Annotated in this window: 30 protein-coding genes; 22 read left to right on the top strand and 8 right to left on the bottom strand. The window is 72.4% G+C overall.

The window, feature by feature from the left end; genetic code table 11:
* Positions 1-52 precede the first annotated feature (52 nt).
* Positions 53-1,336 (bottom strand): M14 family metallopeptidase, encoded by a 1,284-nt coding sequence (locus tag ABD126_RS15205; RefSeq protein ID WP_425542825.1) that lies wholly within the window; start codon positions 1,334-1,336, stop codon positions 53-55.
* Between the two features lie 176 nt (positions 1,337-1,512).
* Between ABD126_RS15205 and hisD the strand changes: the two genes are divergently transcribed.
* The 5 genes from hisD (at position 1,513) to ABD126_RS15180 (ending at position 5,490) form a co-directional block, all read left to right on the top strand.
* Positions 1,513-2,829 (top strand): histidinol dehydrogenase, encoded by a 1,317-nt coding sequence (gene hisD / locus ABD126_RS15200; RefSeq protein ID WP_343934459.1) that lies wholly within the window; start codon positions 1,513-1,515, stop codon positions 2,827-2,829.
* On the top strand, positions 2,826-3,929 hold the full coding sequence (locus ABD126_RS15195) for a histidinol-phosphate transaminase (RefSeq protein WP_343934458.1): 1,104 nt from the start codon (positions 2,826-2,828) through the stop codon (positions 3,927-3,929). The genes hisD and ABD126_RS15195 overlap by 4 nt, the downstream gene beginning before the upstream one ends.
* The gene (hisB, locus tag ABD126_RS15190; RefSeq protein WP_343934457.1) at positions 3,926-4,525 is read left to right on the top strand and encodes an imidazoleglycerol-phosphate dehydratase HisB; all 600 of its coding nucleotides are present in this window, start codon (positions 3,926-3,928) and stop codon (positions 4,523-4,525) included. Before ABD126_RS15195 ends, hisB begins: the two co-directional genes overlap by 4 nt.
* Positions 4,525-4,680: a hypothetical protein gene (locus ABD126_RS15185; protein ID WP_343934456.1), complete on the top strand. Its 156-nt coding sequence runs from the start codon at positions 4,525-4,527 to the stop codon at positions 4,678-4,680. The genes hisB and ABD126_RS15185 overlap by 1 nt, the downstream gene beginning before the upstream one ends.
* A gap of 198 nt (positions 4,681-4,878) precedes the next feature.
* On the top strand, positions 4,879-5,490 hold the full coding sequence (locus ABD126_RS15180) for a TetR/AcrR family transcriptional regulator (RefSeq protein ID WP_343934455.1): 612 nt from the start codon (positions 4,879-4,881) through the stop codon (positions 5,488-5,490).
* On the opposite strand, the gene ABD126_RS15175 is transcribed toward ABD126_RS15180, so the two are convergent.
* Positions 5,450-5,980: an RNA 2'-phosphotransferase gene (locus tag ABD126_RS15175; RefSeq protein WP_343934454.1), complete on the bottom strand. Its 531-nt coding sequence runs from the start codon at positions 5,978-5,980 to the stop codon at positions 5,450-5,452. The two genes, ABD126_RS15180 and ABD126_RS15175, sit on opposite strands and share 41 nt — an antisense overlap.
* 45 nt (positions 5,981-6,025) lie before the next feature.
* Positions 6,026-6,469 carry a redox-sensitive transcriptional activator SoxR gene (soxR, locus tag ABD126_RS15170; protein WP_380567010.1) on the bottom strand — a complete coding sequence of 148 codons (444 nt, stop codon included), beginning with the start codon at positions 6,467-6,469 and terminating at the stop codon, positions 6,026-6,028.
* 72 nt (positions 6,470-6,541) lie between these two features.
* Between soxR and ABD126_RS15165 the strand changes: the two genes are divergently transcribed.
* The 5 genes from ABD126_RS15165 (at position 6,542) to priA (ending at position 10,141) form a co-directional block, all read left to right on the top strand.
* Positions 6,542-7,228, top strand: a complete 687-nt coding sequence (locus ABD126_RS15165; protein ID WP_343934452.1) for a thiamine pyrophosphate-dependent enzyme — start codon at positions 6,542-6,544, stop codon at positions 7,226-7,228.
* Positions 7,229-7,233: 5 nt separating this feature from the next.
* The gene (locus tag ABD126_RS15160) at positions 7,234-8,118 is read left to right on the top strand and encodes a transketolase family protein (protein ID WP_343934641.1); all 885 of its coding nucleotides are present in this window, start codon (positions 7,234-7,236) and stop codon (positions 8,116-8,118) included.
* A gap of 74 nt (positions 8,119-8,192) precedes the next feature.
* A complete protein-coding gene (locus ABD126_RS15155) occupies positions 8,193-8,669 on the top strand; it encodes a hypothetical protein (RefSeq protein WP_343934451.1) in 477 nt (158 codons plus the stop codon).
* A gap of 9 nt (positions 8,670-8,678) precedes the next feature.
* Positions 8,679-9,311, top strand: coding sequence for an imidazole glycerol phosphate synthase subunit HisH (gene hisH, locus ABD126_RS15150; RefSeq protein WP_343934450.1), 633 nt, complete (start codon positions 8,679-8,681; stop codon positions 9,309-9,311).
* Positions 9,312-9,409: 98 nt separating this feature from the next.
* Positions 9,410-10,141, top strand: coding sequence for a bifunctional 1-(5-phosphoribosyl)-5-((5-phosphoribosylamino)methylideneamino)imidazole-4-carboxamide isomerase/phosphoribosylanthranilate isomerase PriA (gene priA / locus ABD126_RS15145; RefSeq protein WP_343934449.1), 732 nt, complete (start codon positions 9,410-9,412; stop codon positions 10,139-10,141).
* Here priA and ABD126_RS15140 read toward each other — a convergent pair.
* The 3 genes from ABD126_RS15140 to cspE form a co-directional block, all read right to left on the bottom strand.
* Entirely contained in the window at positions 10,125-10,829 is a 705-nt protein-coding gene (locus ABD126_RS15140; protein ID WP_343934448.1) for a Clp protease N-terminal domain-containing protein, read from the bottom strand. The two genes, priA and ABD126_RS15140, sit on opposite strands and share 17 nt — an antisense overlap.
* Before the next feature lie 39 nt (positions 10,830-10,868).
* Complete coding sequence (locus ABD126_RS15135) at positions 10,869-11,237, bottom strand: PPOX class F420-dependent oxidoreductase (protein WP_343934447.1); 369 nt, start codon at positions 11,235-11,237, stop codon at positions 10,869-10,871.
* A gap of 79 nt (positions 11,238-11,316) precedes the next feature.
* Entirely contained in the window at positions 11,317-11,520 is a 204-nt protein-coding gene (gene cspE / locus ABD126_RS15130; RefSeq protein WP_343934445.1) for a transcription antiterminator/RNA stability regulator CspE, read from the bottom strand.
* A 276-nt stretch (positions 11,521-11,796) separates the two neighbouring features.
* Between cspE and hisF the strand changes: the two genes are divergently transcribed.
* From hisF to hisI, 3 genes are read left to right on the top strand one after another with little or no spacing between them, the layout of a single operon-like run.
* The gene (gene hisF / locus ABD126_RS15125; RefSeq protein ID WP_343934444.1) at positions 11,797-12,570 is read left to right on the top strand and encodes an imidazole glycerol phosphate synthase subunit HisF; all 774 of its coding nucleotides are present in this window, start codon (positions 11,797-11,799) and stop codon (positions 12,568-12,570) included.
* A gap of 1 nt (position 12,571) precedes the next feature.
* Positions 12,572-12,937 carry a hypothetical protein gene (locus ABD126_RS15120; protein WP_343934443.1) on the top strand — a complete coding sequence of 122 codons (366 nt, stop codon included), beginning with the start codon at positions 12,572-12,574 and terminating at the stop codon, positions 12,935-12,937.
* Positions 12,934-13,293 carry a phosphoribosyl-AMP cyclohydrolase gene (gene hisI / locus ABD126_RS15115; protein ID WP_343934442.1) on the top strand — a complete coding sequence of 120 codons (360 nt, stop codon included), beginning with the start codon at positions 12,934-12,936 and terminating at the stop codon, positions 13,291-13,293. Before ABD126_RS15120 ends, hisI begins: the two co-directional genes overlap by 4 nt.
* A 7-nt stretch (positions 13,294-13,300) precedes the next feature.
* Here the strand turns inward: hisI and ABD126_RS15110 are convergent, their stop codons facing one another.
* Positions 13,301-13,918: a TetR/AcrR family transcriptional regulator gene (locus tag ABD126_RS15110; RefSeq protein WP_343934441.1), complete on the bottom strand. Its 618-nt coding sequence runs from the start codon at positions 13,916-13,918 to the stop codon at positions 13,301-13,303.
* Positions 13,919-14,012: 94 nt separating this feature from the next.
* Between ABD126_RS15110 and ABD126_RS15105 the strand changes: the two genes are divergently transcribed.
* From ABD126_RS15105 to ABD126_RS15070, 8 genes are all read left to right on the top strand, one after another.
* Positions 14,013-15,566, top strand: a complete 1,554-nt coding sequence (locus ABD126_RS15105) for an anthranilate synthase component I (RefSeq protein WP_343934440.1) — start codon at positions 14,013-14,015, stop codon at positions 15,564-15,566.
* Positions 15,559-16,050, top strand: coding sequence for a Trp biosynthesis-associated membrane protein (locus ABD126_RS15100; protein ID WP_343934439.1), 492 nt, complete (start codon positions 15,559-15,561; stop codon positions 16,048-16,050). Before ABD126_RS15105 ends, ABD126_RS15100 begins: the two co-directional genes overlap by 8 nt.
* A gap of 216 nt (positions 16,051-16,266) precedes the next feature.
* The gene (trpC, locus tag ABD126_RS15095; protein WP_343934438.1) at positions 16,267-17,076 is read left to right on the top strand and encodes an indole-3-glycerol phosphate synthase TrpC; all 810 of its coding nucleotides are present in this window, start codon (positions 16,267-16,269) and stop codon (positions 17,074-17,076) included.
* Between the two features lie 15 nt (positions 17,077-17,091).
* Positions 17,092-18,315, top strand: a complete 1,224-nt coding sequence (gene trpB, locus ABD126_RS15090; RefSeq protein ID WP_343934437.1) for a tryptophan synthase subunit beta — start codon at positions 17,092-17,094, stop codon at positions 18,313-18,315.
* On the top strand, positions 18,312-19,097 hold the full coding sequence (gene trpA, locus ABD126_RS15085) for a tryptophan synthase subunit alpha (protein WP_343934436.1): 786 nt from the start codon (positions 18,312-18,314) through the stop codon (positions 19,095-19,097). The genes trpB and trpA overlap by 4 nt, the downstream gene beginning before the upstream one ends.
* A 303-nt stretch (positions 19,098-19,400) precedes the next feature.
* Positions 19,401-20,495 (top strand): prolipoprotein diacylglyceryl transferase, encoded by a 1,095-nt coding sequence (gene lgt / locus ABD126_RS15080; RefSeq protein WP_343934435.1) that lies wholly within the window; start codon positions 19,401-19,403, stop codon positions 20,493-20,495.
* Between the two features lie 13 nt (positions 20,496-20,508).
* Positions 20,509-21,177, top strand: coding sequence for a response regulator transcription factor (locus tag ABD126_RS15075; protein WP_343934434.1), 669 nt, complete (start codon positions 20,509-20,511; stop codon positions 21,175-21,177).
* Positions 21,178-21,563: 386 nt separating this feature from the next.
* Positions 21,564-22,919 carry a sensor histidine kinase gene (locus tag ABD126_RS15070; protein ID WP_343934433.1) on the top strand — a complete coding sequence of 452 codons (1,356 nt, stop codon included), beginning with the start codon at positions 21,564-21,566 and terminating at the stop codon, positions 22,917-22,919.
* On the opposite strand, the gene ABD126_RS15065 is transcribed toward ABD126_RS15070, so the two are convergent.
* Entirely contained in the window at positions 22,909-23,835 is a 927-nt protein-coding gene (locus ABD126_RS15065) for a TAXI family TRAP transporter solute-binding subunit (RefSeq protein ID WP_343934640.1), read from the bottom strand. The genes ABD126_RS15070 and ABD126_RS15065 overlap by 11 nt on opposite strands.
* Positions 23,836-24,125: 290 nt before the next feature.
* Between ABD126_RS15065 and dctA the strand changes: the two genes are divergently transcribed.
* Entirely contained in the window at positions 24,126-25,499 is a 1,374-nt protein-coding gene (gene dctA, locus ABD126_RS15060; RefSeq protein WP_343934432.1) for a C4-dicarboxylate transporter DctA, read from the top strand.
* The last annotated feature ends 413 nt before the right edge of the window (positions 25,500-25,912 follow it).

Raw genomic sequence — 25,912 nt, 5'->3', positions numbered from 1 at the left:
GTGGGGCGCGGGACTTCTCATTTAGCCCGCGCCCCACTCTTTCGGGGAACTGTCAGCAGGTGCGGCCGATGATGCGCGGCACGCAGTCCGAGTAGGACAGGAACAGCTCCACCGCGCTGTCGTTGCGCTGGGTCTCCGTCGCGATCACCGTGTCACGCGGGTAGAACCCGGGGCTGCTGGAGCGGGGGTACATCTCGAACGTGTAGCTCCAGATCTTGTGCACGCCCCACAGCCAGTCGTTGATGGTGCCGTCGGTGATGTACAGGTCGCTGGACTGCTGCGGCGTGTACCCGTTGAGCGACGCCATCCGCCGCCCCAGCGTGCTGAACGCGCTGGCCTGCGTGGCGTCCAAGCCCGGAGCGGTGTCGTTGTAGGTGTAGCCGTACGGCCACAGGATCAGCTCCGAGTAGGTGTGCCAGTCGATGTGCGTCTTGATCTGCTGCACACCGCCGACCACGCGGGTGTTGACGAAGTCGCGGATGCGGGCGACCTCCGGGGCGGAGAACGCCGACGGGCCGCGGTAGGTCTCGCTGGACCCGCTGCTGCTCGACCCGCCGCAGCAACCCCACTGGTAGCCCCAGTTCCGGTTGGGGTCGGTGCCCACGGCCGTCGAGTTCGGCTGGCGGTTCTTGCGCCATGACCGGAACGAGCCGGTCGCGATGTCGTACTCGACGCCGTCCGGGTTCACCATCGGGATGATCCAGATCTCGCGCGAGTCCACGAGGTTCTTGATCGTCGGGTTGGTGGCGTAGCCGTCGGTGTACTGCTTGATGATCCGCAGGCACATCTCGACGGTCAGGTGCTCCCGCGCGTGCATGTTGCAGGTGAACAGCACCTCGGGCTCGTTCTCGTCCACGGCCGGGTTGTCGCTGAGCTTGAGCATCCACAGGTCGCGGCCCTGGTAGGACTTGCCCACGCTGGACAGCCGCACCAGGTTCGGGTGGTCGGTGACGGTCTGGTTGAGCTCGGTCACCGTCTCCTGGAAGTTGTGGTAGCCGGTGTAGCCGGACGGGAAGTCCTGCGTGCCCACCTGCGGGTCGGTGAAGTCGACCTTGCCCAGCGCTTGGAGCTGGGCGTCGTAGTCGCCGAGGTTCTCCACCCGCAGCCCGGTGGCGCGCAGCGCCCACTGCTGGCGGGGCTCGGCGACGACGGTGAGCTTGTCGCCGTCCTGGCCGAGGACGTCCACCCCGGTCCGGGCGACCCGGGTCCGGGCCTCGGGGGTGCTCGCGGTGACCTCGAAGACGGTCCGCTCGGGGGTTTTCGCGGTGCTCGGCTGTGCCGACCCGGTGTGCAGCGGGAGTACCAGGGCCACGCACGCGCCGAGCGCGGCGGCCATCAGGCCGCGCCGCTTGGGTGACATTGCGCCTCCATCATCAGCAGGGTTTGCGACGGAGTGGTGCCTACGCAGCGTGGCGCGGGTGTCACAGATCGGCATAGCCGCCGTTTGTCGGGTTCCCCACTCCGAGGGCGGGCTGACAGTTGACGGAATTCGCGACCGCTTACCCTAGGAGCATGCTGAACCGCATCGACCTGCGTGGTCGGGTCCCGTCGCCTGCCGAACTGCGCGCCGCGCTGCCGCGCGCCGAGGTGGACGTGGACGCGGTTCTGCACCATGTGCGGCCCATCGTGGACTCGGTGCGCGAACGCGGCGTCGAGGCAGTGCTGGAGGTCACCGAGCGGTTCGACAAGGTGCGGCCCGCGGCCGTGCGGGTGCCGGCGGCCGAACTGGACCGCGCGCTGGCCGAACTGGACCCGGCCGTGCGGGAGGCGCTGGAGGAGTCCGTCGCGCGGGCCCGCAAGGTGCACGCCGACCAGCGGCGCGCCGACACCACGACCCAGGTCGTGCCTGGCGGGACGGTGACCGAGCGCTGGGTGCCGGTCGCCCGCGTCGGCCTCTACGCGCCCGGCGGCTTGGCCGTCTACCCGTCCAGCGTGGTCATGAACGTCGTCCCCGCGCAGACCGCGGGCGTCGAGTCGCTCGTGGTGTGCTCCCCGCCGCAGGCGGAGTTCGGCGGCCTGCCGCACCCGACGATCCTGGCCGCCGCCGCGCTGCTGGGCGTCACCGAGGTGTGGGCGGTCGGCGGCGCGCAGGCCGTGGCGCTGCTCGCGTACGGCGGTGTGGACACCGACGGCGGCGAACTGGCGCCGGTGGACCTGGTGACCGGTCCGGGCAACATCTACCTCACCGCCGCGAAGCGCCTGCTGCGCGGCCTGATCGGCATCGACTCCGAGGCCGGCCCCACCGAGATCGCGATCCTGGCCGACGAGACGGCCGACCCGGTGCACGTGGCCGCCGACCTGATCAGCCAGGCCGAGCACGACACGCTCGCGGCGAGCGTCCTGGTCACCACGTCGGAGGCGCTGGCCGACGCCGTGGACGTCGAGCTGGAGCGCCAGGTCGGCGCGACCAAGCACGCCGAGCGCATCCGCACGGCGTTGCGCGGCAAGCAGTCCGGCACGGTTCTGGTGTCCACTGTGGACGACGGGCTGACCGTGGTGAACGCCTACGCCGCCGAACACCTGGAGATCCAGACCGACCGGGCGCGCGAGGTGGCCGCCCGGGTCCGCGCGGCCGGCGCGATCTTCGTCGGCGCGCACTCGCCGGTGTCGCTGGGCGACTACTGCGCGGGCTCCAACCACGTGCTGCCCACCGGCGGCTGCGCGCGGCACTCGTCGGGCCTGTCGGTGCAGACGTTCCTGCGCGGCATCCACGTCGTGGACTACAGCGAGGACGCGTTGCGCGAGGTGGCGGACAAGGTCGTCGCGCTGGCCAACGCCGAGGACCTGCCCGCGCACGGCCAGGCCGTGACGGCGAGGTTCCCGCGGTGAGGCCCGTCGGAGACCGGGTGGAGCTGGCCGACCTGCCCCTGCGCGAGGACCTGCGCGGACGCACGCCCTACGGCGCGCCGCAGCTGGAGGTCCCGGTCCGGCTCAACACCAACGAGAACCCGTACCCGCCGTCGGACGAGCTGGTCGCCGACGTCGTCGCGGAGGTCGCGGAGGTGGCCGCCGAGCTGCACCGCTACCCCGACCGCGACGCCGTGGCGCTGCGCGAGGACCTGGCGGCGTACCTCAGCGACTCGACGGGCGTGCCGCTGACCGGCGCGAACCTGTGGGCCGCCAACGGGTCCAACGAGATCCTGCAACAGATCCTGCAGGCCTTCGGCGGCCCCGGCCGCACCGCGCTGGGCTTCGAGCCGTCGTACTCGATGCACCCGATCATCGCCGCCGGCACCCGCACCGAGTGGGCGCCCACGCCCCGGCGCGCGGACTTCTCGCTGGACACCGACAAGGCGGCGGAGATCGTCGCCGACCGGCGGCCGGACGTGGTGTTCGTGACCAGCCCGAACAACCCGACCGGGCAGAGCGTGCCGACCGAGGACCTGCGCGGGCTGGTCGAGGCCGCGCCGGGGATGGTCGTGGTGGACGAGGCGTACGCGGAGTTCTCCTCGCGCCCGTCGGCCGTGCACCTGCTGGCGGACTACCCGGACAAGCTGATCGTCAGCCGCACCATGAGCAAGGCGTTCGCGTTCGCCGGTGGCCGCCTGGGCTACCTGGCCGCCGCGCCCGCCGTGGTGGACGCGTTGCAGCTGGTGCGCCTGCCCTACCACCTGTCGGCGCTGACCCAGGCCGCCGCGCGGGCGTCGCTGCGGCACGCGGCGGAGACGCTGGGTTCGGTGGCCAAGCTGGCCGCCGAGCGCGACCGGGTGGCGGAGGCGTTGGGCGGCATGGGTTTCGACGTCGTGCCCAGCGACGCGAACTTCGTGCTGTTCGGGTGGTTCGAGGACGCGCGCGCCACGTGGCGGTCCTACCTGGAGCGCGGTGTGCTGATCAGGGACGTCGGTGTCGCGGGTCATCTGCGGGTGACGGTCGGGACTCCGGAGGAGAACGACGCGTTCCTCGCGGCGAGCAAGGAGGTTGGCCGGTGAGCCGGGTCGGCAAGGTGGAGCGGACCACCAGGGAGTCGTCGGTGTACGTCGAGGTGGACCTCGACGGCACCGGTCAGGTCGAGATCGGCACCGGGGTGCCGTTCTACGACCACATGCTGACGGCGCTGGGCGTGCACGGGTCGCTGGACCTGGTCGTGCGCGCGACGGGCGACGTGGACATCGACGCGCACCACACGGTCGAGGACGTGGCGATCGTGCTCGGGCAGGCGCTGCGCGAGGCGTTGGGCGACAAGGCGGGCATCCGGCGGTTCGGTGACGCGTGGATCCCGATGGACGAGACCCTGGCGCACGCGGCGGTGGACGTGTCCGGCCGGCCGTACTGCGTGCACGTGGGCGAGCCGGCGGAGTTCAACACGTTCACGATCGGCGGCAACTACCCGTTCGTGCTGAACCGGCACGTGTTCGACTCGCTGGCCTTCCACGCGGGCATCGCCCTGCACGTGCGGGTGGAGTACGGCCGCGACCCGCACCACATCGCGGAGGCGCAGTTCAAGGCCATCGCGCGGGCACTGCGGGCGGCGGTCGAGCCGGACCCGCGGGTGGGCGGGGTGCCGTCCACCAAGGGCGTGCTCTGATGCCGGAGGAGTACGTCGTCATCGGGCTCCTCGCGCTGGCGGGCTTCCTGATCGGCGGCGTTTACAGCACGTGGAAGACGGCCAAGGGGTTCGCGGTCGTGCTGGGCGTGCTTGCGGTGCTGGCGGTGGGCGGCGCGATCGCCTGGCTGGTCTGACTCGCGGGGCCCCGGCGTGGTCGAGCGGCGCGGCTTGGCCGGCCCAGCAGCCGTGTGAACAGGTGTTTCGAGCGGCAGGCGCGGCCTCCGGCCCCCGTTTCGATCGTCTCACGGGACACCGACACGCACCCGCGCGCAGCCGCCGGAAGCGCGAAGCGGGCACCGTGCCCGTTTCGCGCTGAGCGTTATGGTGGACCCATGTCCGGCGAGGCCACCCGTCCCCGCGGAGGCGTCGAGCGCCCTCGCGAGCGGGCCGATGCCGCGCGGAACCGGGCTCGGGTGCTGGCCGCCGCCGAGAAGGTGTTCGCCGAGGCCGGTGGGGCGGACGGGGTCACCATGGAGGAGATCGCCCGGGTCGCCGGCGTCGGGCGGGCCACGCTGTACCGGCGTTACCCCGACACCGCCTCGATCGCGCAGGCCCTGCTGGACGAGCACGAGTCCGAGATCCAGGCCGGCATCCTGAGCGGACCGCCGCCGTTGGGTGCGGGTGCGCCGCCGCACGAGCGGTTGGCCGCGTTCTACCGCGCGTTGGTCGGGCTGCTCGAACGGCACCTGCACCTGGTGCTCGGCGCCGAGACCGGGCAGGCCCGCTACCGGACCGGTGTCTACGCGTTGTGGCGGCGGCACGTCGAGGTCCTGCTCGAACAGGCCCACGCGCCCACCGAGCTGGCCGACACGCTCATGGCCCCGCTCGCCCCCGAGGTCTACCGGTACCAGCGGCAGGTGCGCGGGCTCACGCCCGAGCAGGTCGCCGCCGGCCTCGACTTCCTCAGCCGGCGCGTTCTCGCAGGTAACCCGGCGGAACGGTAGCCGTCAGCCACACCCCGTTCGCGCTCACCCGGAACTCGTGGCCGGCCGCGTGCATCGCCGCCGCGTCCACCTCCAGCACCACCGGCTTGCCGCGCCGCGCACCCACCCGCACCGCCGTGTCGACGGTCGCGGACAGGTGCACGTCGTGCCGGGTCATGGGCAGCAGCCCGTCACGCATGATGTCGGGCAGGTACCGCGCCACCGTGCCGTGGTAGAGCACGGCCGGCGGCTCCGCCGAGGGCAGGTCCAGGTCCACGGCCACGGTGTGCCCCTGGTTGGCCCGGATCCGCCCGCCGGCGATGGTGAAGCGCTGCTTGTCGTTGCGCGCCACGACCTCGCGCACGTCCTCGTGGGTCGTCCCCAGCTCGCGCACGAACTCGTCCAGGTCCACCCAGCCCGCCGCGTCGAGCGTCAGCCCGAGCCGTTCGGGCTGGTGGCGCAGGTGCTTGGACATCCGCTTCGACAAGCGGACCACGTCTTTCTCATCCATGTCGCGCACAGTGCAGCACGCCCGATCCCGGTCAGGCCAGCGCTTTCACGTCCCGCCCTCGCTCGCCGGCTTCAGCTTCGGCGCGCCCGGCCCGTCGGAGGCCTGCTCGTCGTCGAAGTTGTGCAGGGTGCAGCTGCGCAGCGACAGGCACCCGCAGCCGATGCACGACGTCAGCCGGTCGCGCAGCCGGATCAGGGCGTCGATGCGGGCGTCCAGCTCGGCCTGCCAGTTCGTGGACAGCCTGCTCCAGTCGGACTTGGTGGGCGTGCGGTTGTCCGGCAGGGCCGCCAGCGCGTCGTGCACGTCCTCCAGGCTCAGGCCCACCCGCTGGGCGGTGCGGATGAACGCGAGCCGGCGCAGCACCGAACGCGGGTAGCGGCGCTGGTTGCCCGCCGTGCGCTCGGAGTGGATCAGGCCGCGCTCCTCGTAGAACCGCAGCGCCGTGTGCGGCACCCCGCTGCGCTCGGCCACCTGGCCGATGGTCAACATCTCCGGCAACTTGCTCACGTGCCCAGCCTAGTGCTTGACCTCGACCTAAGTCGAAGTTGTTGGCTGTGTTCCATGGCAGTAGGGGAGAAGACGGGCTTCGCGGACATCCCCGCGTTGTTCGACCGGATGACCGGGGACGAGAAGCACGAGTGGGCCGCCGCGTCCACCTTGCACGTGCTGTGGGTGCTCTACGACCGGGTGCTGGACGTGTCGCCCGACCGGGTGGACGACCCGGACCGCGACCGGTTCCTGTTGTCGAAGGGGCACGGGCCGATGGCGTACTACGCCGTGCTGGCCGCGAAGGGCTACCTCGAACCGTCCCTTTTGGACGATTGGACGTCGTGGGACTCGCCGCTGGGCCAACACCCCGACCGGGTGCTGGTGCCGGGCGTGGAGATCAGCAGCGGGTCGCTCGGGCACGGGCTGCCGATCGCGGTCGGGCAGGCCGTGGGCCTGCGCGTGCAGGGTCGGTCGGCGCGGGTGTTCGTGCTGGTGGGGGACGCCGAGCTGGACGAGGGCAGCAACCACGAGGCGATCGCCCTGGCCGGGCGGCTGGGGCTGGACAACCTGACCGTCGTGGTGGTGGACAACGAGTCCGGCACGCACGGGTGGCCGGGCGGCGTGGCGGCGCGGTTCGCCGTCGAGGGGTGGGAGACGTCCACTGTGGACGGACGTGACCAGGGCGCGTTGCACGAGGCCTTCACGGCGGCCCACCCGGGTCGTCCGCTGGTCGTGGTGGCGAAGGTGGTGGAGTCGTGAAGACGATGCGCGAGGTGTTTGCGGACACCGTGCAGGAGGTCATGGCCGACGACCCGCGGGTGGCGGTGGTGATCGCGGAGATCTCCCGCGACGCCTTCCGCCCGTCGCCGCGCGTGGTCAACGTCGGCATCCGGGAGCAGTTGATGGTGGGCGTGGGCAGCGGCCTGGCGCTGACCGGCATGCGGCCCGTCGTGCACTCCTACGCGCCGTTCCTGGTGGAGCGGCCGTACGAGCAGATCAAGCTGGACTTCGGGCACCAGGACGTCGGCGGTGTGCTGGTCGGCATCGGCGGTTCCTACGACGACCCGGCGTGGGGGAGGACGCACCAGTCGCCCGGCGACGTGGCGCTGTTCGACAGCATGCCCGGGTGGCGGGTGCAGGTGCCCGGTCACCCGGACGAGGTCGAGCCGCTGGTGCGGGCGGCGCTGGCGGCCGACGACCGGCGGTACCTGCGGTTGTCGCTGCGGCGGAACACGGCGTCCTTCCCGGTGGTCGAGGGGTTCACCGCGGTGCGCCGGGGGTCGGGCGGGGTCGTGGTGGCCGTCGGGCCGATGCTGGACCCGGTGCTGGCGGCGACCGCGGACCTGGACGTGACGGTGCTCTACGCGACCACGGTCCGGCCGTTCGACGGCGCGGGCCTGCGCGCGGCGGTGGCCGCGGCCCGGCCGGACGTCCTGCTGGTGGAGCCGTACCTGGAGGGCACGTCGGCGCACCTGGCGTCGGAGGCCCTGTCCGACGTCCCGCACCGCCTGCGCTCGCTGGGCGTGCGCCGGGACGCGGAACTGCGGGCCTACGGCACGGCCGAGGACCACGACGCGGCGCACGACCTGGACGCCCTGGGCATCGCCGCCGCGGCCCGCCGCCTGTTCACCCACCCGGTGGCCGCCTGAAAGCAGCCGCCGGCGGGCGGCCGAACGTGTGTCGGGATCGGGGGGTCCGGGCGACTGCGGCATGATCTCCGTCCGTGAGCGTGCCGAGAACCCTGATCTGGACACCCACGCCGACCGCGGAGCTGCAACTCGCCCTGCACCGGGCAGTGGCGGGTCCGGCCGCCCTCGTGCCGGTGGCCTCCGGGACGGTGGTGCTGCCGCGTCGGCAGATCGGGTTCGCCGACGCGGCCAAGCTCGCCGGGCAGGTGCGCGCCGTCGACGACCAGGCGCTGCTCGTGCGGTGGTCCGGTGACGCCGTGCTCTGGTCGGACGGGGTGTCCGCCGGGTTCAGTGGCGGCGCGCGGCGCCTGGTCGGGGTGCTCACGTGGTGGCGCCTGAAGGCCGAGGCGGGGTCCCTGGACCTGCCCAAGGACGTCGCCGAGGTCAAGGCGCTGGTGGACCAGGGACGCGCCGACACCTGGGTCACCGCCCTGCCCGACCGGGCCGGCCTGCCCATCGGCACGGTGCTGCCCGTGGTACCGGTGACGCAGGGCGGGTCCCCGTTGGCCTAGCCTGGTGGCGTGGCACGAGTCGTCGTACTGGACTACGGATCAGGCAACCTCCGCTCCGCCGAACGCGCCCTCCAGCGCGTGGGCGCGACCGTCGAGGTCACGTCCGACCATCGCGCGGCGCTCGACGCGGACGGCCTGCTGGTGCCCGGCGTCGGCGCGTACGCCGCGTGCATGGCCGGGCTCGACGCCGTCAAGGGCGGCCGGATCATCGGCGAGCGCCTGGCCGGCGGGCGGCCGGTGCTGGGCATCTGCGTGGGCATGCAGATCCTGTTCGAGCGCGGCATCGAGCACGGCGTGCTGACCGAGGGCTGCGGCGAGTGGCCGGGCACGGTGGAGCGCCTGGAAGCGCCGATCGTGCCGCACATGGGCTGGAACACGGTCAAGGCGCCCGAGGGCACGAAGCTGTTCGCCGGCCTCGACCCGGACACCCGCTTCTACTTCGTGCACTCCTACGCCGTGCGCAAGTGGGAGCTGGAGGCCTCGGAGGTCATCCGGCCGCCGCTGGTGACGTGGGCCACGCACGGCGGTGACGACTTCGTCGCGGCGGTGGAGAACGGCCCGCTGTGGGCCACCCAGTTCCACCCGGAGAAGTCCGGCGACGCGGGCGCTCACCTGCTGGAGAACTGGCTCAAGAGCTTCTGAGGACCCGGCGACCCGGGCCGGGATCCCGACCCGGGCCGCCGGTTTCGCGGAGTGGGACCGGCAGTGGCCGGTGGACCAGTGGCAACTAGGCTGTTCGCGTGACTTTCACGCTGCTTCCGGCCGTCGACGTGGCCGACGGCCAGGCCGTCCGACTCGTGCAGGGCGAAGCCGGTACCGAGACGCATTACGGCTCCCCGCTGGACGCCGCGCTCGCCTGGCAGCGCGACGGCGCCGAGTGGGTGCACCTGGTGGACCTCGACGCCGCTTTCGGGCGGGGCAGCAACCGCGAGCTGCTGGCCCGGGTCGTGGGCGAGCTGGACGTCAAGGTGGAGCTGTCCGGCGGCATCCGGGACGACGCGTCGCTGGCCGCCGCCCTGTCCACCGGGTGCGCCCGGGTCAACCTGGGCACCGCCGCGCTGGAGGACCCGGTGTGGTGCGCGAAGGCCATCGCCGAGCACGGCGACCGGATCGCCGTCGGCCTGGACGTGCGGATCACCGCCGAGGGCCACCGGGTCGCCGCGCGCGGCTGGACCAAGGACGGCGGCGACCTGTGGGAGGTGCTCGACCGGCTCGACCGCGACGGCTGCGCCCGCTACGTCGTCACCGACGTGGGCAAGGACGGCACGCTCACCGGCCCGAACGTCGAGCTGCTGCGCGAGGTGTGCGCGCGGACCGACGCGCCGGTGATCGCGTCCGGCGGCGTGTCCAGTGTGGACGACCTGGTGGCGCTGGCGGCGCTGGCGCGCGACGGCGTGGAGGGCGCGATCGTCGGCAAGGCCCTGTACGCGGGCGCGTTCACGCTGCCCGAGGCCCTCAACGCGGTGCGTTGACCGCCCGGTCGAACTCCGCGACGACGTAGGCCTCCGCCGCGGCCTTGGTGATGCCGGTCGTCGCCATCACCTTGGCCGCGGTGCAGTCCTGCTCGGACAGCAGCCCGAGCAGGACGTGCTCGGTTCCCACGAACGTGTGACCCAGCCGCAGCGCCTCGCGCACCGACAGCTCCAGCGCCTTCTTGCAGTCCGCGCTGAACGGCTGCGGGTCCGGGCGCTCCCGGCTGGTCCGGTCCAGCGCGTTCAGCGTGGCCAGCCGGGTCGTGCCCTCGGCGGCCTCCAGCCGGGCGATGGTCCGCGCGCCCAGCCCGCCGGACTCGTCCATCAGGCCCAGCAGCAGGTGCTCGGTGCCGATCCGCTCGCTGAACCGCGCGTGGTGTCGGGCCAGCACGACCACGCGGCGCGCCCGGTCGGTGTAGCGGTCGAAGTTCGGCTTGAGGTCCGGCGACTCGCGGGGCACGAACCGCTTCTGCGCGGCCTGCTTGGTGACGCCGATGCTCTCCCCGATCTCGGTCCAGCTCGCGCCCGCGCGCCGGGCCTCGTCCACGAAGTGCCCGATCAGGTGATCGCCCAGCTCGTCGAGCTGACCGCTCAGCTCGACCGCGGCGGCCAGCCGGCCGAGGACGTCCGGGTGCTCCTGCGCGACGGAGACGATGAGGTCCGTCAACTGGACGGGTGCGGTGACCACCCCGTCAACTCTAGGTTGACGCTGGAAGCGGAGTCAACTTCAGGTTGACGGCACGATCTCGATGCCGACGGTCCCGTTCTTCCCGCGCCGCAGCTTGCTGCCGAACACGGTGACCTTGCCCATCACCCCGTACTTGCGCCCGATCAGGCGCCGGACGCGGTCGCTGCCGGGCTCGTCCAGCAGCCGAGCCTTCGCCTTCACCGCCGGACCGGTCGGGTTGCCCTTGAAGTCGCACGGCGCGACCTCGACGTCCCCGCTGCGCCGGATCCGCTTGACCTTGCCGGAGTCCACGGGCGTCCACACCAGGACCGCGTCGCCCTCGCGCACCGCCCACAGGGGCGTGGGCACGGCCGTGCCGTCCTTGCGGAACGTCGTCAGCAGCACGTACTTCTCGTCGCCGAGGCTCATGCGGCCAACCTAGTCCCCGGGAACGGCAACGGCCCCGCTCCCACGAGGGGAGCGGGGCCGTTCGAGTTCGGGGACTCGCTCAGATCGCCACGACGTTGGTCGCCTGCGGGCCCTTGGCGCCCTGGCCCACGTCGAAGGACACGCGCTGGTTCTCCTCCAGGCTGCGGTAGCCGCCGCCCTGGATCTCCGAGTAGTGGACGAACACGTCAGCGCCGCCGTCCTCGGGGGCGATGAAGCCGAAGCCCTTTTCGGAGTTGAACCACTTCACGGTGCCGTTGGCCATACTTTTTCTCTCCTCGTGCAAAGTGCCGGCGACGCCCTTGCGCCTCCGAGGCCGCTTCAAGATGAGGAGATCCCGGGAAAATCCGGCAAAACCACACGCTCGAACAGCGTTTCGCGAGCGTGGAAGACACGGACACAAAACCTACGACCTCTTACAGTCAACCACACCCGGCGCGATCGCGCCTCCTCCGATCGCCGGATGTGACCCAGGACGCCGTCGCGCCGCGGACCGGCACCGCCGGCAAACGCCCGGTGACCTGCCCGTAGGCTTTGTGCCATGTCAGTCGCGGTGCGCGTGATCCCCTGCCTGGACGTCGACCGGGGACGGGTGGTGAAGGGCGTGAACTTCACCAACCTCGTCGACGCGGGCGACCCGGTCGAGCTGGCCCGCGCCTACGACGCCGAGGGCGCCGACGAGCTGACCTTCCTCGACGTCACCGCCTCCTCCTCCGACCGCGAGACCACCTTCGACGTGGTCCGCCGCACCGCCGAGCAGGTGTTCATCCCGCTCACCGTCGGCGGCGGCGTGCGCACCACGGAGGACGTGGACAAGCTGCTGCGCGCCGGCGCGGACAAGGTCGGCGTCAACACTGCCGCCATCGCCCGGCCGGAGCTGCTCAAGGAGCTGTCCGAGCGGTTCGGGGCCCAGTGCATCGTGCTGTCGGTGGACGCCCGCCGCGTCCCCGGGGGCGAGCGGCCGACGCCGTCCGGGTTCGAGGTCACCACGCACGGCGGGCGCAAGGGCACCGGCATCGACGCCGTCGAGTGGGCCGCCCGCGGCCAGGAGCTGGGCGTCGGCGAGATCCTGCTCAACTCGATGGACGCCGACGGCACCAAGGCGGGCTTCGACCTGGAGCTGATCAGGCTCGTGCGCAAGGTCGTGGACGTCCCGCTGATCGCCAGCGGCGGCGCGGGCGCCGTCGAGCACTTCCCGCCCGCCGTCGAGGCCGGCGCGGACGCGGTGCTGGCCGCGAGCGTCTTCCACTTCGGGACGCTGCGCATCGGCGAGGTCAAGAAGTCCCTGCGCGACGCCGGTGTGGAGGTGCGCTGACGTGCGCAACGGTCCGGTCGAGGTCTTCCTCGCGATGGTCGTCGGCGCGGCCGGCGGCGCGCTGTTCCTGCTCGAAGGCCTCATCCGCTGGCAGAGCAGCGGCGACGGCGCGTGGGTCAAGTTCCCCCTGATCATCCTGGTGCTGGAGCTGATCGCGGTGGCCGGGCTGATCGCCCGGTTCCGGCCCGCGCGGCTGACCGCCGCGTTCATCTACGGACTGGTCGGCCTGGTGCACCTGCTGGCCACGTTGAACGAGGGTCCGCTGTGGGTGCGCGTCCTGTCCGGCGTGCTGTCCGCGGGCCACATCTTCGGCGTGGTGCTGCTGAACATGAAGCCCGCCCGCGAGCACTTCGGAGCAGCCCGATGACCAGCGCGCTGGACCCCACGATCGCCGCACGCCTCAAGCGCACCGCGGACGGTCTCGTGTGCGCGGTGGCGCAGCGCAAGGGCACCGGTGAGGTGCTGATGGTGGCGTGGATGGACGACGAGGCCCTGCACCGCACCCTCACGACCCGCCGGGCCACCTACTACTCGCGCAGCCGCCAACAGCTGTGGGTCAAGGGCGAGACGTCCGGCCACACGCAGTACGTGCACGAAGTGCGGCTGGACTGCGACGGCGACACCGTGCTGCTGGTCGTGGACCAGGTCGGCGGGGCGTGCCACACCGGCGACAAGACCTGCTTCGACGCCACCGTGCTGCTCGCGCCCGAGTCGGGCGGCTGAGCGCGGGTCAGCCGATGTCGCCGGTCAGGTAGCGCTGGAGGTTGGGCGCGACCGCCTGGACCATCGTCTCCACGTCGGTCGAGGCCAGCGGCTCGAACTTGACCACGTACCGGACCATGCCCATGCCGAAGATCTGGCTGGCGGCCAGCGTGGCGCGCAGCTCGGGCCGGTCCTCGGTGCCGATGCCCGCGACGACCTTCTTGAGCAGGGTGCCCACGAAGAAGTCCCGCAGCACGTCCGCGACCTGGTCGTGGGCGGTGACGCTGCGCATCAGCGCCGCGAACTGGCCGCCGCCGATGGGGTCCCACACGCCCAGGAACGTGCGGACGATCCGTTCGCCGATGTGCTCGCGCGGACCCGACAGGAGGTGGTCCACCAGCGTGTTCGGGTCGACCGGGAGTTGGAGGACGGCCTTGGCGAAAAGGCCCTCCTTGCCGCCGAACCAGTGGTTGACCATCGCCGCGTCCACGCCCGCGCGCGCCGCGATGGACCGCACCGTCGCGCCCTCGTAGCCGCGCTGCATGAAGACCTCGCGGGCCGCCGCGAGCAGGGCGGCCTTGGTGTCCTCGCCGCCGGCGCGGCGGCCCCGGCGGCGGGGTTCGGCCTGTTGCGTGCCTTCGTTCACCCGTCCATCATGAGTGGCGCGCGCAAGTTTTTCAACGTGCGATGAATTTGTGCCGCCGGCAACCCGTGTGGATGCACACGGCAGAATGGCGCGCATGGTGAGCGTCATCGGTGCCGGCGCGGGGCTGGGCGAGGTCAGCCCGACGCGCGAGGAGTTCCGCGAACTCGCCGCGCAGCGGAGGGTCATCCCCGTCGTGCGGCGGCTGCTCGCGGACGCGGAGACCCCCGTCGGCCTGTACCGCAAGCTCGCGGCGGACCGGCCCGGCACGTTCCTGTTCGAGTCCGCCGAGAACGGCCGCTCGTGGTCGCGCTGGTCGTTCGTCGGCGCGCGCTGCGCGGGCGCGCTCACCGCGACCGGCGGCGAGGCGTTCTGGACCGGCCAGCACCCCGTGGGCCTGCCCGAGGGCGGCTGCCCGCTGGAGGCGCTGCGCGAGACCATCGAGGTGCTGCGCACCGACCCGCTGCCCGGCCTGCCCCCGTTGACCGGCGGCATGGTCGGCTACATCGGCTACGACGCCGTGCGCCGCCTGGAGCGGCTGCCGTCGCTGGCCGAGGACGACCTCGGGGTCCCCGAGCTGGTCATGATGCTCGCCACCGACCTGGCCGCCCTGGACCACCACGAGGGCACGGTCACGCTCATCGCCAACGCGATCAACTGGGACGACAGCGCCGAGCGCGTGGACGCGGCCTACGACGACGCCGTGGCCCGCCTGGACCGCATGACGCTGGACCTGCAGAGCGCCGCGCCGCCCACCGTGGCCGTGTTCTCCCGGCCCAAGCCGGAGTTCGTGCGCCGCCGGTCCCAGCAGGAGCACTACGCGGTCGTGGAGAAGGCCAAGGAGGCCATCCGCGCGGGCGAGGCGTTCCAGGTCGTGCTGTCGCAGCGGTTCGAGATGCGCACCACCGCCGACCCGCTGGACATCTACCGCGTCCTGCGCACGTCCAACCCCAGCCCGTACATGTACCTGCTGCGGCTGGACGACTTCGACATCGTCGGGTGCAGCCCCGAATCCCTGGTCACCGTGCGGGACGGCAAGGCCACGACGCACCCCATCGCGGGCACCCGCTGGCGGGGCGTGGACGTGGAGGAGGACGCCCTGCTGGAGAAGGACCTGCTGGCCGACCAGAAGGAGCGCGCCGAGCACCTCATGCTGGTCGACCTGGGCCGCAACGACCTGGGCCGGGTGTGCAAGCCGGGCTCGGTCACCGTGGTCGACTTCTTCAAGGTCGAGCGGTACAGCCACGTCATGCACATCGTGTCCACGGTCAGCGGCGAGCTGGCCGAGGGCAAGACGGCGTTCGACGCGGTGGCCGCGTGCTTCCCGGCCGGGACCCTGTCCGGCGCGCCCAAGCCGCGCGCGATGGAGCTGATCGAGGAGCTGGAGCCGACCCGGCGCGGCCTGTACGGCGGCGTCGTGGGCTACCTGGACTTCGCCGGCGACGCCGACACCGCCATCGCCATCCGCACCGCGCTGGTCCGCGACGGCGTGGCGTACGTGCAGGCCGGGGGCGGGATCGTGGCCGACTCGGACCCGGTGGCCGAGGACAACGAGTGCCTGAACAAGGCGGGCGCGGTGCTGTCGGCGATCGCCACCGCGGGGACCATGTCGCGGACGGTGGCCCCGGCGGTGGACTCCGCGCGTGTCTGACCCCGGCCGGCCCGACCGGCGTCCACTGTGGATCGTGGTCGCCCTGCTGGTGCTGGGCGCGGTGGCGCTGTGGGGCTCCTCGGCCATGACCTGGGGTTCGACCAGGCTTACGCCGGAGGCCACCGGGGCCGAGGTGTCGCCCGCGCTGGTGCCGACCGCGCTGTTGAGCGCGGCGGCGGTCGCCGCGGTGGTGGCCCTGGGCGGCTGGGTGCGGCGGCTGGTGGGCGTCGTGCTGGTGCTCGCCGGCGTCGCGGTGGCGGTCACGGCCGTGACCGCCGGACCGCCCGTGACGGCGCTGCTGGTGGCGTTGGCGGGCACGGCGTGCGTGGCCGGCGCCGGGGTCGTGCTGGTGCTGCGCGGCGGGGCGATGCCGCGCCTGGGCGGCGGGTACCAGACCCCCGGCGCGGCCAGGAAGTCCGCCGACCCCGAGCGCGAGATGTGGAACGCCCTGGAACGCGGCGACGATCCCACGGAGCGGGACTGACCGGTGAAGCCGCGCACGTGAGCGCACGTGGACCCGTGACAGCCCCGGTCATCTGCGCGAACCCGGCCACCCCGGTGGCGGGAAGCGGTTCGTGCCGGGGTTAGCATCCTTCTGGCGGGAAGGGGAGCATGACGTGCGGGAGCTTGCGAGCGCGAAGGACGGGTTGACCGCCGCCGGCGGCGGCAGGACGACGACGGACACGGGCGAGGTGCTCGGATGACCGTTCTTGAGTCGATCATCGAAGGCGTCCGCGAAGACCTCGCCGCGCGCGAGGCGGAACTGCCCTTCGACGTGCTGAGGGAGCGTGCGGCCAAGGTGCCGCCGGCGCTGGACGTGATGTCGATCCTGCGCTCGCCCGGCGTGGGCGTGATCGCCGAGGTCAAGCGGCGCAGCCCGTCCAAGGGCGCGCTCGCGGAGATCCCGGAGCCGGCGGAGCTGGCGGCGCAGTACGCGGCGGGCGGCGCGCGGGCGATCAGCGTGCTGACCGAGCAGCGGCGCTTCGGCGGGTCGCTGGCGGACTTCGACGCGGTGCGGGCCGCGGTGAACGTGCCGTTGCTGCGCAAGGACTTCATCGTCAGCCCGTACCAGGTGCACGAGGCGCGCCTGCACGGCGCGGACCTGGTGCTGCTGATCGTGGCCGCGCTGGAGCAGAACGCCCTGGTGTCGCTGCTGGACCGGGTCGAGTCGCTGGGCATGACGGCGCTGGTCGAGGTGCACACGGCCGAGGAGGCCGACCGGGCGCTGGAGGCGGGCGCGAGCGTGATCGGCGTCAACGCGCGCAACCTGCACACCCTGGAAGTGGACAAGGACGTGTTCGGGCGGATCGCGCCCGGACTGCCGTTCGAGACGATCAAGATCGCCGAGTCGGGCGTCACCGGTCCGGGTGACCTGATGGCGTACGCGGGCGCCGGCGCGGACGCGGTGCTCGTCGGCGAGTCGCTGGTGACCAGCGGCGACCCCAAGGTCGCCGTGAACAAGCTGGTGACGGCGGGGTCGCACCCCGCGTGTCCCCGGCCGAGCAGGTAAATCGGAGGAGAGCGCATGTCGCCTGGGCAGCTGGCCCCCACCCCCCACGACCCCGACGAGCACGGCCACTGGGGACGATGGGGTGGCCGCTACATGCCCGAGGCGCTCATCGCGGCCGTGGACGAACTCGCCGCCTTCTACGAGAAGGCGCGGGTCGACCCGGACTTCCTGGACGAGTTCGCCCGGCTGCTGCGCGACTACGCCGGGCGGCCGTCGCTGCTCACCGAGGCGAAGAAGTTCGCCGAGCACGCCGGCGGGGCGCGGGTCTTCCTCAAGCGGGAGGACCTGAACCACACCGGCTCGCACAAGATCAACAACGTGCTGGGCCAGGCGTTGCTGACCAAGCGCATGGGCAAGAAGCGCGTCATCGCCGAGACCGGCGCCGGGCAGCACGGCGTGGCCACGGCGACCGCGTGCGCCCTCATGGGCCTGGACTGCGTCGTCTACATGGGTGAGGTGGACACCGAGCGGCAGGCGCTGAACGTGGCGCGCATGCGGCTGTTGGGCGCCGAGGTCATCCCCGTGAAGACGGGTTCGCGCACCCTGAAGGACGCGATCAACGAGGCGTTGCGCGACTGGGTCGCCAACGTGGACGACACGCACTACCTGCTGGGCACCGCGGCCGGGCCGCACCCGTTCCCGGTGCTGGTCCGCGACTTCCACCGGGTCATCGGCATCGAGGCGCGGGCGCAGGTGCTGGAGCAGGCCGGGCGGCTGCCGGACGTGGTGGCGGCGTGCGTGGGCGGCGGGTCCAACGCGATCGGCATCTTCCACGGGTTCATCGACGACCCGTCGGTGCGCCTGGTGGGCCTGGAGCCCGGCGGCGACGGCATCGACACCGACCGCCACGGGGCGACGCTGACCGTGGGCACGCCGGGGTCGCTGCACGGCGCGATGTCCTACGTGATGCAGGACGAGGATGGCCAGATCACCGAGGCGCACTCCATCTCGGCCGGTCTGGACTACCCGGGCGTCGGCCCGGAGCACGCGCACCTGAAGGACATCGGGCGGGCGGAGTACCGGCCGGTGACCGACGCGGAGGCGATGGAGGCGTTCGCGCTGCTGTCGCGCACGGAGGGCATCATCCCGGCCATCGAGTCGTCGCACGCGCTGGCCGGCGCCATGGTGCTGGGCCGCGAACTCGGCCCGGACGGTCTGATCGTGGTGAACCTGTCCGGCCGCGGCGACAAGGACATGGACACCGCGATCAAGTGGTTCGGACTGGGGGCGCGGTCGTGAGCGGTCTTTCTTCGGTTTTCGCGACCTGCCGCGACGAGCGCCGGGCGGCGCTGATCGGCTACCTGCCGGCGGGGTTCCCGTCGGTGGAGGGGTCGAAGGACGTGCTGCGGACGATGGTCTCGTCGGGCTGCGACATCGTGGAGGTCGGCCTGCCGTACTCCGACCCGGTGATGGACGGCCCGACCATCCAGCGGGCGGCGGAGGAGGCCCTGCGGGGCGGGTTCCGGGTGCGGGACCTGTTCGGCGTGGTCGAGTCGGTGGCGTCGCTCGGTGGGCGCGCGGTCGTGATGACGTACTGGAACCCGGTGCTGCGCTACGGGGTCGACGCGTTCGCGCGCGACCTGGCGGCGGCCGGCGGGCTGGGCCTGATCACGCCGGACCTGGTGCCGGACGAGGCGTCGGAGTGGCTGGCCGCCTCCGAGGCGCACGGATTGGACCGGATCTTCCTGGTCGCGCCGTCGTCCACGGAGGAGCGCATCGACCTGACGGCGCGGTCGTCCAGCGGGTTCCTGTACGCGACGTCGGTGATGGGCGTGACCGGCGCCCGTGACGTCGTGTCGTCGGCGGCTCCGGCGCTGGTCAAGCGGGTGCGGGAGCACACGTCCATGCCGGTGGCGGTGGGTCTGGGGGTCCGTTCGGGCGCTCAGGCGGCGGAGTTGGCCTCGTTCGCCGACGGGGTCATCGTCGGGTCGGCCTTCGTGTCGGCGGTGGCGGAGAACCGGGTGGCGGAGCTGACGGCGGAGTTGGCCGAGGGCGTCCGCCAGGTTCCCGCTCCGGCCTAGAACACACGTTCGAGTGAACTGACGATTCCGGGGGTCGCGAGGCCCCCGGAATTGTCGGTGCCCGTCCGCATGCTGGCTCCCATGAACAAGCCGACCGCGATCCCGACGGACACCCACCACAACGGCGCTCACCACAACCGCGCTCACCACGACCGCACCCACCACGACCGCACCCGCCGCGACCGTGCCCACCCGGTCGCCGACCACCCGGGGCCCGGTGGACCGCCGACAACGACCCTTCCCGGTAACAATCGAGCTGTCCCCGTAGGACGGATCGGCCCACCCACTACGGTGGTGGCCGTGGTGACGACTTTCCTCGCGACGATCCCCAGTCCGGACCGGGGCGTGTGGCAGCTCGGGCCCATCCCCATCAGGGCTTACGCGCTGTGCATCATCCTCGGCATCATCGTGGCCATCTGGTGGGGTGAGCGCCGGTGGGTGGCCCGCGGCGGGCTGAAGGGCGAGGTCACCGACATCGCCGTGTTCGCCGTGCCGTTCGGGCTGGTCGGCGGGCGGCTCTACCACGTCGCGACGGACTGGCAGAAGTACTTCGGCGAGGGCAAGAACCCGTGGGAGGCCTTCGCGATCTGGAACGGCGGCCTGGGCATCTGGGGCGCCATCGCGCTGGGCGGTGTCGGCGCGTGGATCGCGTGCCGCCGCCGGGGCATCCCGCTGCCGGCGATGGCCGACGCGCTCGCGCCGGGCATCGTGACCGCGCAGGCCATCGGCCGGCTCGGCAACTACTTCAACCAGGAGCTCTACGGCGGTCCCACCACGCTGCCGTGGGGTCTGGAGATCTACGAGCGGGTCGACCCGGCGACCGGGTTCGAGGACGAGCTGGGCGGTGTGGCGCTGGACCACACGCCGCTGGAGATCGTGCACCCGACGTTCCTGTACGAGCTGCTGTGGAACCTCGGCGTGGCGCTGCTGATCGTGTGGGCGGACCGGAAGTTCCGGCTCGGCCACGGCCGGGTGTTCGCGCTGTACGTCGCGGGCTACACGGCGGGCCGGTTCTGGATCGAGATCATGCGGGTGGACCCGGCCACGCAGGTGTTCGGGCTGCGCATCAACGTCATCACGTCGGTCGTGGTGTTCCTCGGCGCGGTGGTCTACTTCGTGCTCGCCGCCAAGCGCGGTGACCGCGAGGTGATCGTCCGCAAGGAGCCGGCCGACGAGGAGACCCCCGAGTCGCCCTACGCCACAACCGACGGCGACACCGAGCCGCGCACCGACGAATCCGGCAGCGACAAATCCGAAAGCGACAAACCCGAAAGCGACAAACCCGGCAGCGACAAACCCGGCAGCGACGAACCCGGCAGCGACAAGACCGCCGCCGGGGCGTCGGACGCCGAGACCAAGGTGCCGGACACCAAGCCGGGCGGGAAGTCGGCGGAGTGAGGCGGTAGGGCCGATGCGCATCCTCGTCGTCGAAGATGACGACCGGGTGGCTCGGGGCCTGCTGACCGCCTTGAAGCACGCGGGTTACGAGGTCCACCGGGCGGCCACGGCCGCCGCCGCGCTGGCCGCGCCGCCCGCGGACGTGGTGCTGCTCGACCTGGGCCTGCCCGACCGCGACGGCCTGGAGGTGCTGCGCGAGCTGCGCCACCGGCCGGGCACGGCGGTCATCACGGTGACCGCGCGCGGCGAGGAGCGGGAACGCGTACTGGGCCTGCGCGCGGGCGCGGACGACTACGTGGTGAAGCCGTTTGGCACGGCCGAGCTGCTGGCGCGCATCGAAGCCGTCCTGCGGCGCACGCGCGCCGCCCGCGCGGCCGAGGACCAGGCCGACCGGTTGGCGCTGGGCGCGGTCGTGCTGGACCCGGCCACGCGGGAGGCGACGATCGACGGCGTCCCGATCACCTTGACCCGCAAGGAGTTCGACCTGCTGGCGCTGCTCGTGCGGCGGGCCGGCGCGGTGGTCAGCCGGGACCTCATCGTGGACCAGGTGTGGCAGGCCCACTGGGAAGCGCCGTCCCGCACGCTGGACACGCACATCGCGGCGCTGCGCGGCAAGCTCGGCGACGCGCTGAGGATCGAGACGATCCGCGGTGTGGGCTACCGGGTGGCAGCCCACACCTGACGCGTCACCAGGAGTGGGCGACGCCCACGACGACCCAGCGCGACCCCCGCCGCCCGAGCCACCCAGCAAGAGCCGCCCACCGCCACGCCGCCCGCCCGCCCCACTGCCCGGCCCAGCCGCCCGCCGCCCCACTGCCCGGCCCAGCCGCCCGCCGCCCCACTGCCCGGCCCAGCCGCCCGCCGCCCCACTGCCCGGCCGAGTCGCTCGCCGCCCCGCCGCCCGGCCGAGCCGCTCGCCGCCCCACTGCCCGAACGAGCCGCTCGCCGCCCCCGCCAGGCCGAGCCGCCCGCCGCTCGGCCGAGCTGCCCGCCCCCGCCGCCCGCGCGTCCGTCGTGAAGCGCCGGTCGCCGTGGGGCAGGATGGCGGCGGAACCCTGACGAGGTGTGATGCTGCGTCGACTGCTCGTCCTGATCGTGCCGTTGCTGGTGGCGCTCGTCGCCGCCCTCGGGGTGCCGCTCGCCTTCGCCGTCGTGCAGAGCGAGGGCCAGGAGACCTACCTCGACCGGCTCGGGGACGCCAGCCGGTTCGCTTCCCTCGCCGAGAACGCCCTCGCCTCCAACCGCCGCACCGCCCTGCGCGAGGAGATGGTCCGCTACGACCAGCTCTACGGCATCGCCGCCGCCCTGGTCAGCACCGACCGCACCATCGTCGAAAGCTCCCGCCAGCCCTTCCCGCTCACCGACCCGGACGTCGACACCGGCCTCAGGGCGGCGTTCAGCGGCTACCGGGGCGAGGCCGACCAGACGATCTGGCCGTGGGAGGACGAGGACCTGGTCGTCGTCGAACCGGTCGGCCGGGACAGCGAGGTCGTCGCCGCCGTCGTCACGATCTCGCCCACCGGCGGCCTGCGCGCCGCGATCCTGCGCCAGTGGGGGCTGCTGACGCTCGTCGGCCTGGTCCCGATGCTCGCGGTCATCGCCGTCGCCTGGCCGATGTCGCGGTGGGTGCTGCGGCCGATCCGGACCCTGGACGAGGCCACCGCCGCCGTCGCCGGCGGGGAGCTGGACGCCCGCGCCGACGAGGTCGACGGGCCGCCCGAGCTGCGCCGCCTGGCCGCGTCCTTCAACGCGATGGTCGACGTCGTCGGCCGCGCCCTGCGCCGGCAGCGCGCGTTCGTGTCCGACGCCTCCCACCAGCTGCGCAACCCGCTGGCCAGCCTGCGCCTGGCCGTGGACAACCTCGCCCCGCACGTCACCGACGACGCCGGCCGCGAGGCGCAGCGCATCGCCGTGGACGAGGCGGAGGAGATGGGCCGCGTCCTGGACACCCTGCTCGCCGCGACCCGCCTGGACAGCGCCTCCGCCGCCGAACCGGTCGACGTCGACTCCCTGCTCGCCACCCACACCCCGGGCTGGCGCGCCCTCGCCGGCGACATCGAGCTGCGCGTGGACGTCCCGCCCGGCCTGCACGTCCTCGAACCGCCCGGCGGCCTGGGCAGCGTGCTGGACGAACTGGTCGGCAACGCCATCCGCCTGTCCGGCGCGACCACGATCCGCGTCTGGGGCCACCGGACCGGCGACCGGGTCGAGCTGCACGTCACCGACGACGGCGAGGGCCTGTCCGACGAGGACCGGGCGCTGGCGTTCGAGCGGTTCTGGCGCGCGTCCCGCCACCAGAACACCGCCGGCACCGGCCTGGGCCTCGCGATCTGCGCCGAACTGATCGCGGGCGCCGGCGGACGCCTCGACCTGCACCCCGTCACGCCGCACGGCCTCGACGCCGTCGTGACCCTCAGCGCTTGACCGACCGGAACCACCGCTCGGCGCCCTTGTGCAGCGGCACCTGCCCGGTCGCGATCCCGGTCCGCACGTTGATCCGCGACGCCTCGGGGTGCCCGGCGGCGATCCGCTCGGCCTGCGTGTAGACCGTCCGCGTCACCACCTCCACCACGGCCGGGTCCAGCGCGGTGCGCGCGAGCAGCAGGTTGGGCACGGCGAAGGTCTGGCACGGGCCCAGCGCGCCGTAGGTGGTCGCGGGGATCGTGACCGGCACGTACGGCCCCGGGTACGCGCGGGCCAGTTCGGTGGCCTCGCCGGGCAGGTCGAGCAGGCGGACCGGGAACGAGCCGAGCAGCCCGGTGATCGCGGGCGTCGGGATGCCGGTCAGCGCGAGCAGCGCGTCGATCGTCCCGGCCGCCAACTGCCGCGCGGCCTCGGCGTGCGCCATCCGCACCGCCTCGACCCCCACCCCGAGCAGCTGGAACAGCCGGGTCGCGGTGAACTCCGTGCCGGACTCGCGCGGCCCGAACGACACCCGCTTCCCGACCAGGTCCGCGACCCGGTAGACGGGCGCGTCGGCGGGCACCACGATCTGCAGGAAGCTGTCGTAGAGCCGGCCGACGGCGCTGATCCCGTTGGGGTCCTCGGCGCTGAGCAGCGCGCCACCCATGATCGGGTCCAAAGAGGACAGTCCGAGGTGGACTTCGCCGCCGCCGAGCAGCCGGACGTTCTCCACCGACGCCCCGGTCGGCCGCGCCACGACCCGGGTGTCCGGCAACTCGTCCGCCAACGCCCGCGCCAACGCCCCGCCGACCTCGCGGAACACGGCCCCGTCCGGCCCGGTGGCCAACACGAGTTCCCCCGGCGCGGGCGGCCCGCCGCCGGTGCACGCCGGAACGCCCGCCGTCACCGCGGCGAGCAGCAGGGACCGCCGGGACATCCGCACCCCCGAAGGGTAAGCCCGGTCACCGTCCTGGTCGACGACCTCGCCCACGCCCGTCGGACGGTCGACGCGGTCGGCGCCGAGACCCGGTCCGCCGGCGCCGGCTTCGTCGTCCCCGCGCGGGACGCCCGCGGCGCGGCACCGGTCTTCGCCACCCCCTGGAACGCCGGTGAACGGCGCGTTACGTCAGAGGGATCTGAAGTTTCCGCCGAGCGTCTTGTCGCAGGTCGGGGCTGTGCTGAGGATCACTGACCAACCCCCGCCGGAGCGGCTCCCTGGAGGACGACGTGGTCACCGCCCAAATCCGAGAACGCAAACCGATCTACCGGCACCTCTACTTCTGGGTGCTGGTGTCGATCGTCCTGGGCGTGATCGTCGGCTACGCCTTCCCCGCCCAGGCCTCCGGTCTGAAGTGGATGGCCGATTTCTTCGTCGCGCTGGTGAAGGTCGTCATCGCCCCCACGATCTTCTGCACGGTCGTCGTCGGCATCGCGGGCCTGGGCAACCTCGCCAAGGCGGGTGGGCTGGCGCTGCGGACGATCCTGTACTTCACCGCGATGACCACCGCCGCGCTGGCGATCGGCCTGATCGTGGTCAACATCGTGCAGCCCGGCCACCACGGCCCGTCGATCCCGATCAACGACGACGCGGCGGCCAAGACGCTGGCCGACGCCAAGACCGCCGAGACCGGGGTGACCGGCTTCATCCTCAGCCTGGTGCCGAAGTCGTTCGTGGGCGCGTTCACCGACGGCCAGCTGATCCAGGTGCTCGTGGTCGCGATCCTGGTGGCCGTCGCGGTCGCCGGGATGGGCAAGCGCGGCGAGAAGGTCGTGGCCGCGCTGGACACCTTCGCCAAGGTCATGTTCGGCGTCATCAAGATCGTCATGTACGCGGCCCCGATCGGCGCGTTCGGCGGCATCGCCTACACGATCGGCAAGTTCGGCGGCACGATCCTGGGCAAGCTCGCGTGGCTGATGGGCTCGTTCTACGCCACCTGCCTGCTGTTCATCCTGGTGGTGCTGGGCGGCGTGGCGCTCTACGCCGGGTTCTCGATCTTCAAGTTCCTGCGGTACATCAAGGACGAGCTGCTGATCGTGCTGGGCACGTCGTCCTCGGAGTCGGTGCTGCCGCGCATGCTGGTCAAGCTGGAGGCGGCGGGCGCGGACAAGTCCGTGGTCGGCCTGACCATCCCGACCGGCTACTCGTTCAACCTCGACGGCACCTGCATCTACCTGACCATGGGCGCGATCTTCATCGCCCAGGCGACCGGCCACGACGTGGGCCTGGGCACGCAGGTCGGCCTGCTGCTGTTCATGCTGCTGGCGTCCAAGGGCGCGGCGGGCGTGACGGGCGCGGGCCTGGTCACGCTGGCCGCCTCGCTGACCGCGTTCGAGGCCAACAGCGCGATCCCGGCCGTGGGCATCGCCCTGATCGTGGGCATCGACCGGTTCATGTCCGAGGCCCGCGCGATCACCAACGTCATCGGCAACGGCGTGGGGACCCTCGTCGTCGCTCGCTGGCAGGGCCAGCTCGACCGGGCCCGCCTGAAGGAGGTCCTGGACAACCCGTCCCAGGTCGACGTGGACGACCTGCTGGACCGCCGGCACGCCGACGACCACGCGGAGGACCGGGTGCCCGTGGGCGCCGGCCGCCGCACCTGACCACACGGACCCGAGCCCCGCAGCGACCCGCGCCGGCGTCGCTGCGGGGCTCCGCCGCGAGCGCCGGCCTGTGCGCGGACCGTGACCGCCGGCCGGCACGCCGCAAAAGGCCACCCACCTGGGTGAACTTGCCGAGAACGCGCCGCTGTCGGCAAGCTCTCACCAGGCGCGCGCCACGGCCGCCAGTCCGTTATGCTTAACAACGCGTAACAAGGTCAGGCCCAATGTCGCTCTGCCCGCTCGAATCGTTACGCGTCAATGACCGGGATCACCCGTTGGATGGTGTGTCTCGGTTTCGCGACTGTTAAAGTCGCGTCAACACGCGGGCCATCGTCGTCCCGTGCCCAGCAACCGGATTCCTAGGAACTGGACACGAGGACTCGTTCTTTCGTAGGACGACGAAGGAGGTCTGC

The sequence above is a fragment of the Saccharothrix mutabilis subsp. mutabilis genome (assembly GCF_039521145.1).
Taxonomy (GTDB): Bacteria; Actinomycetota; Actinomycetes; order Mycobacteriales; family Pseudonocardiaceae; genus Actinosynnema; species Actinosynnema mutabilis.
Note: the sequence above shows the minus strand (reverse complement) of the source record. Positions and strands in the feature narration are given on the sequence as shown.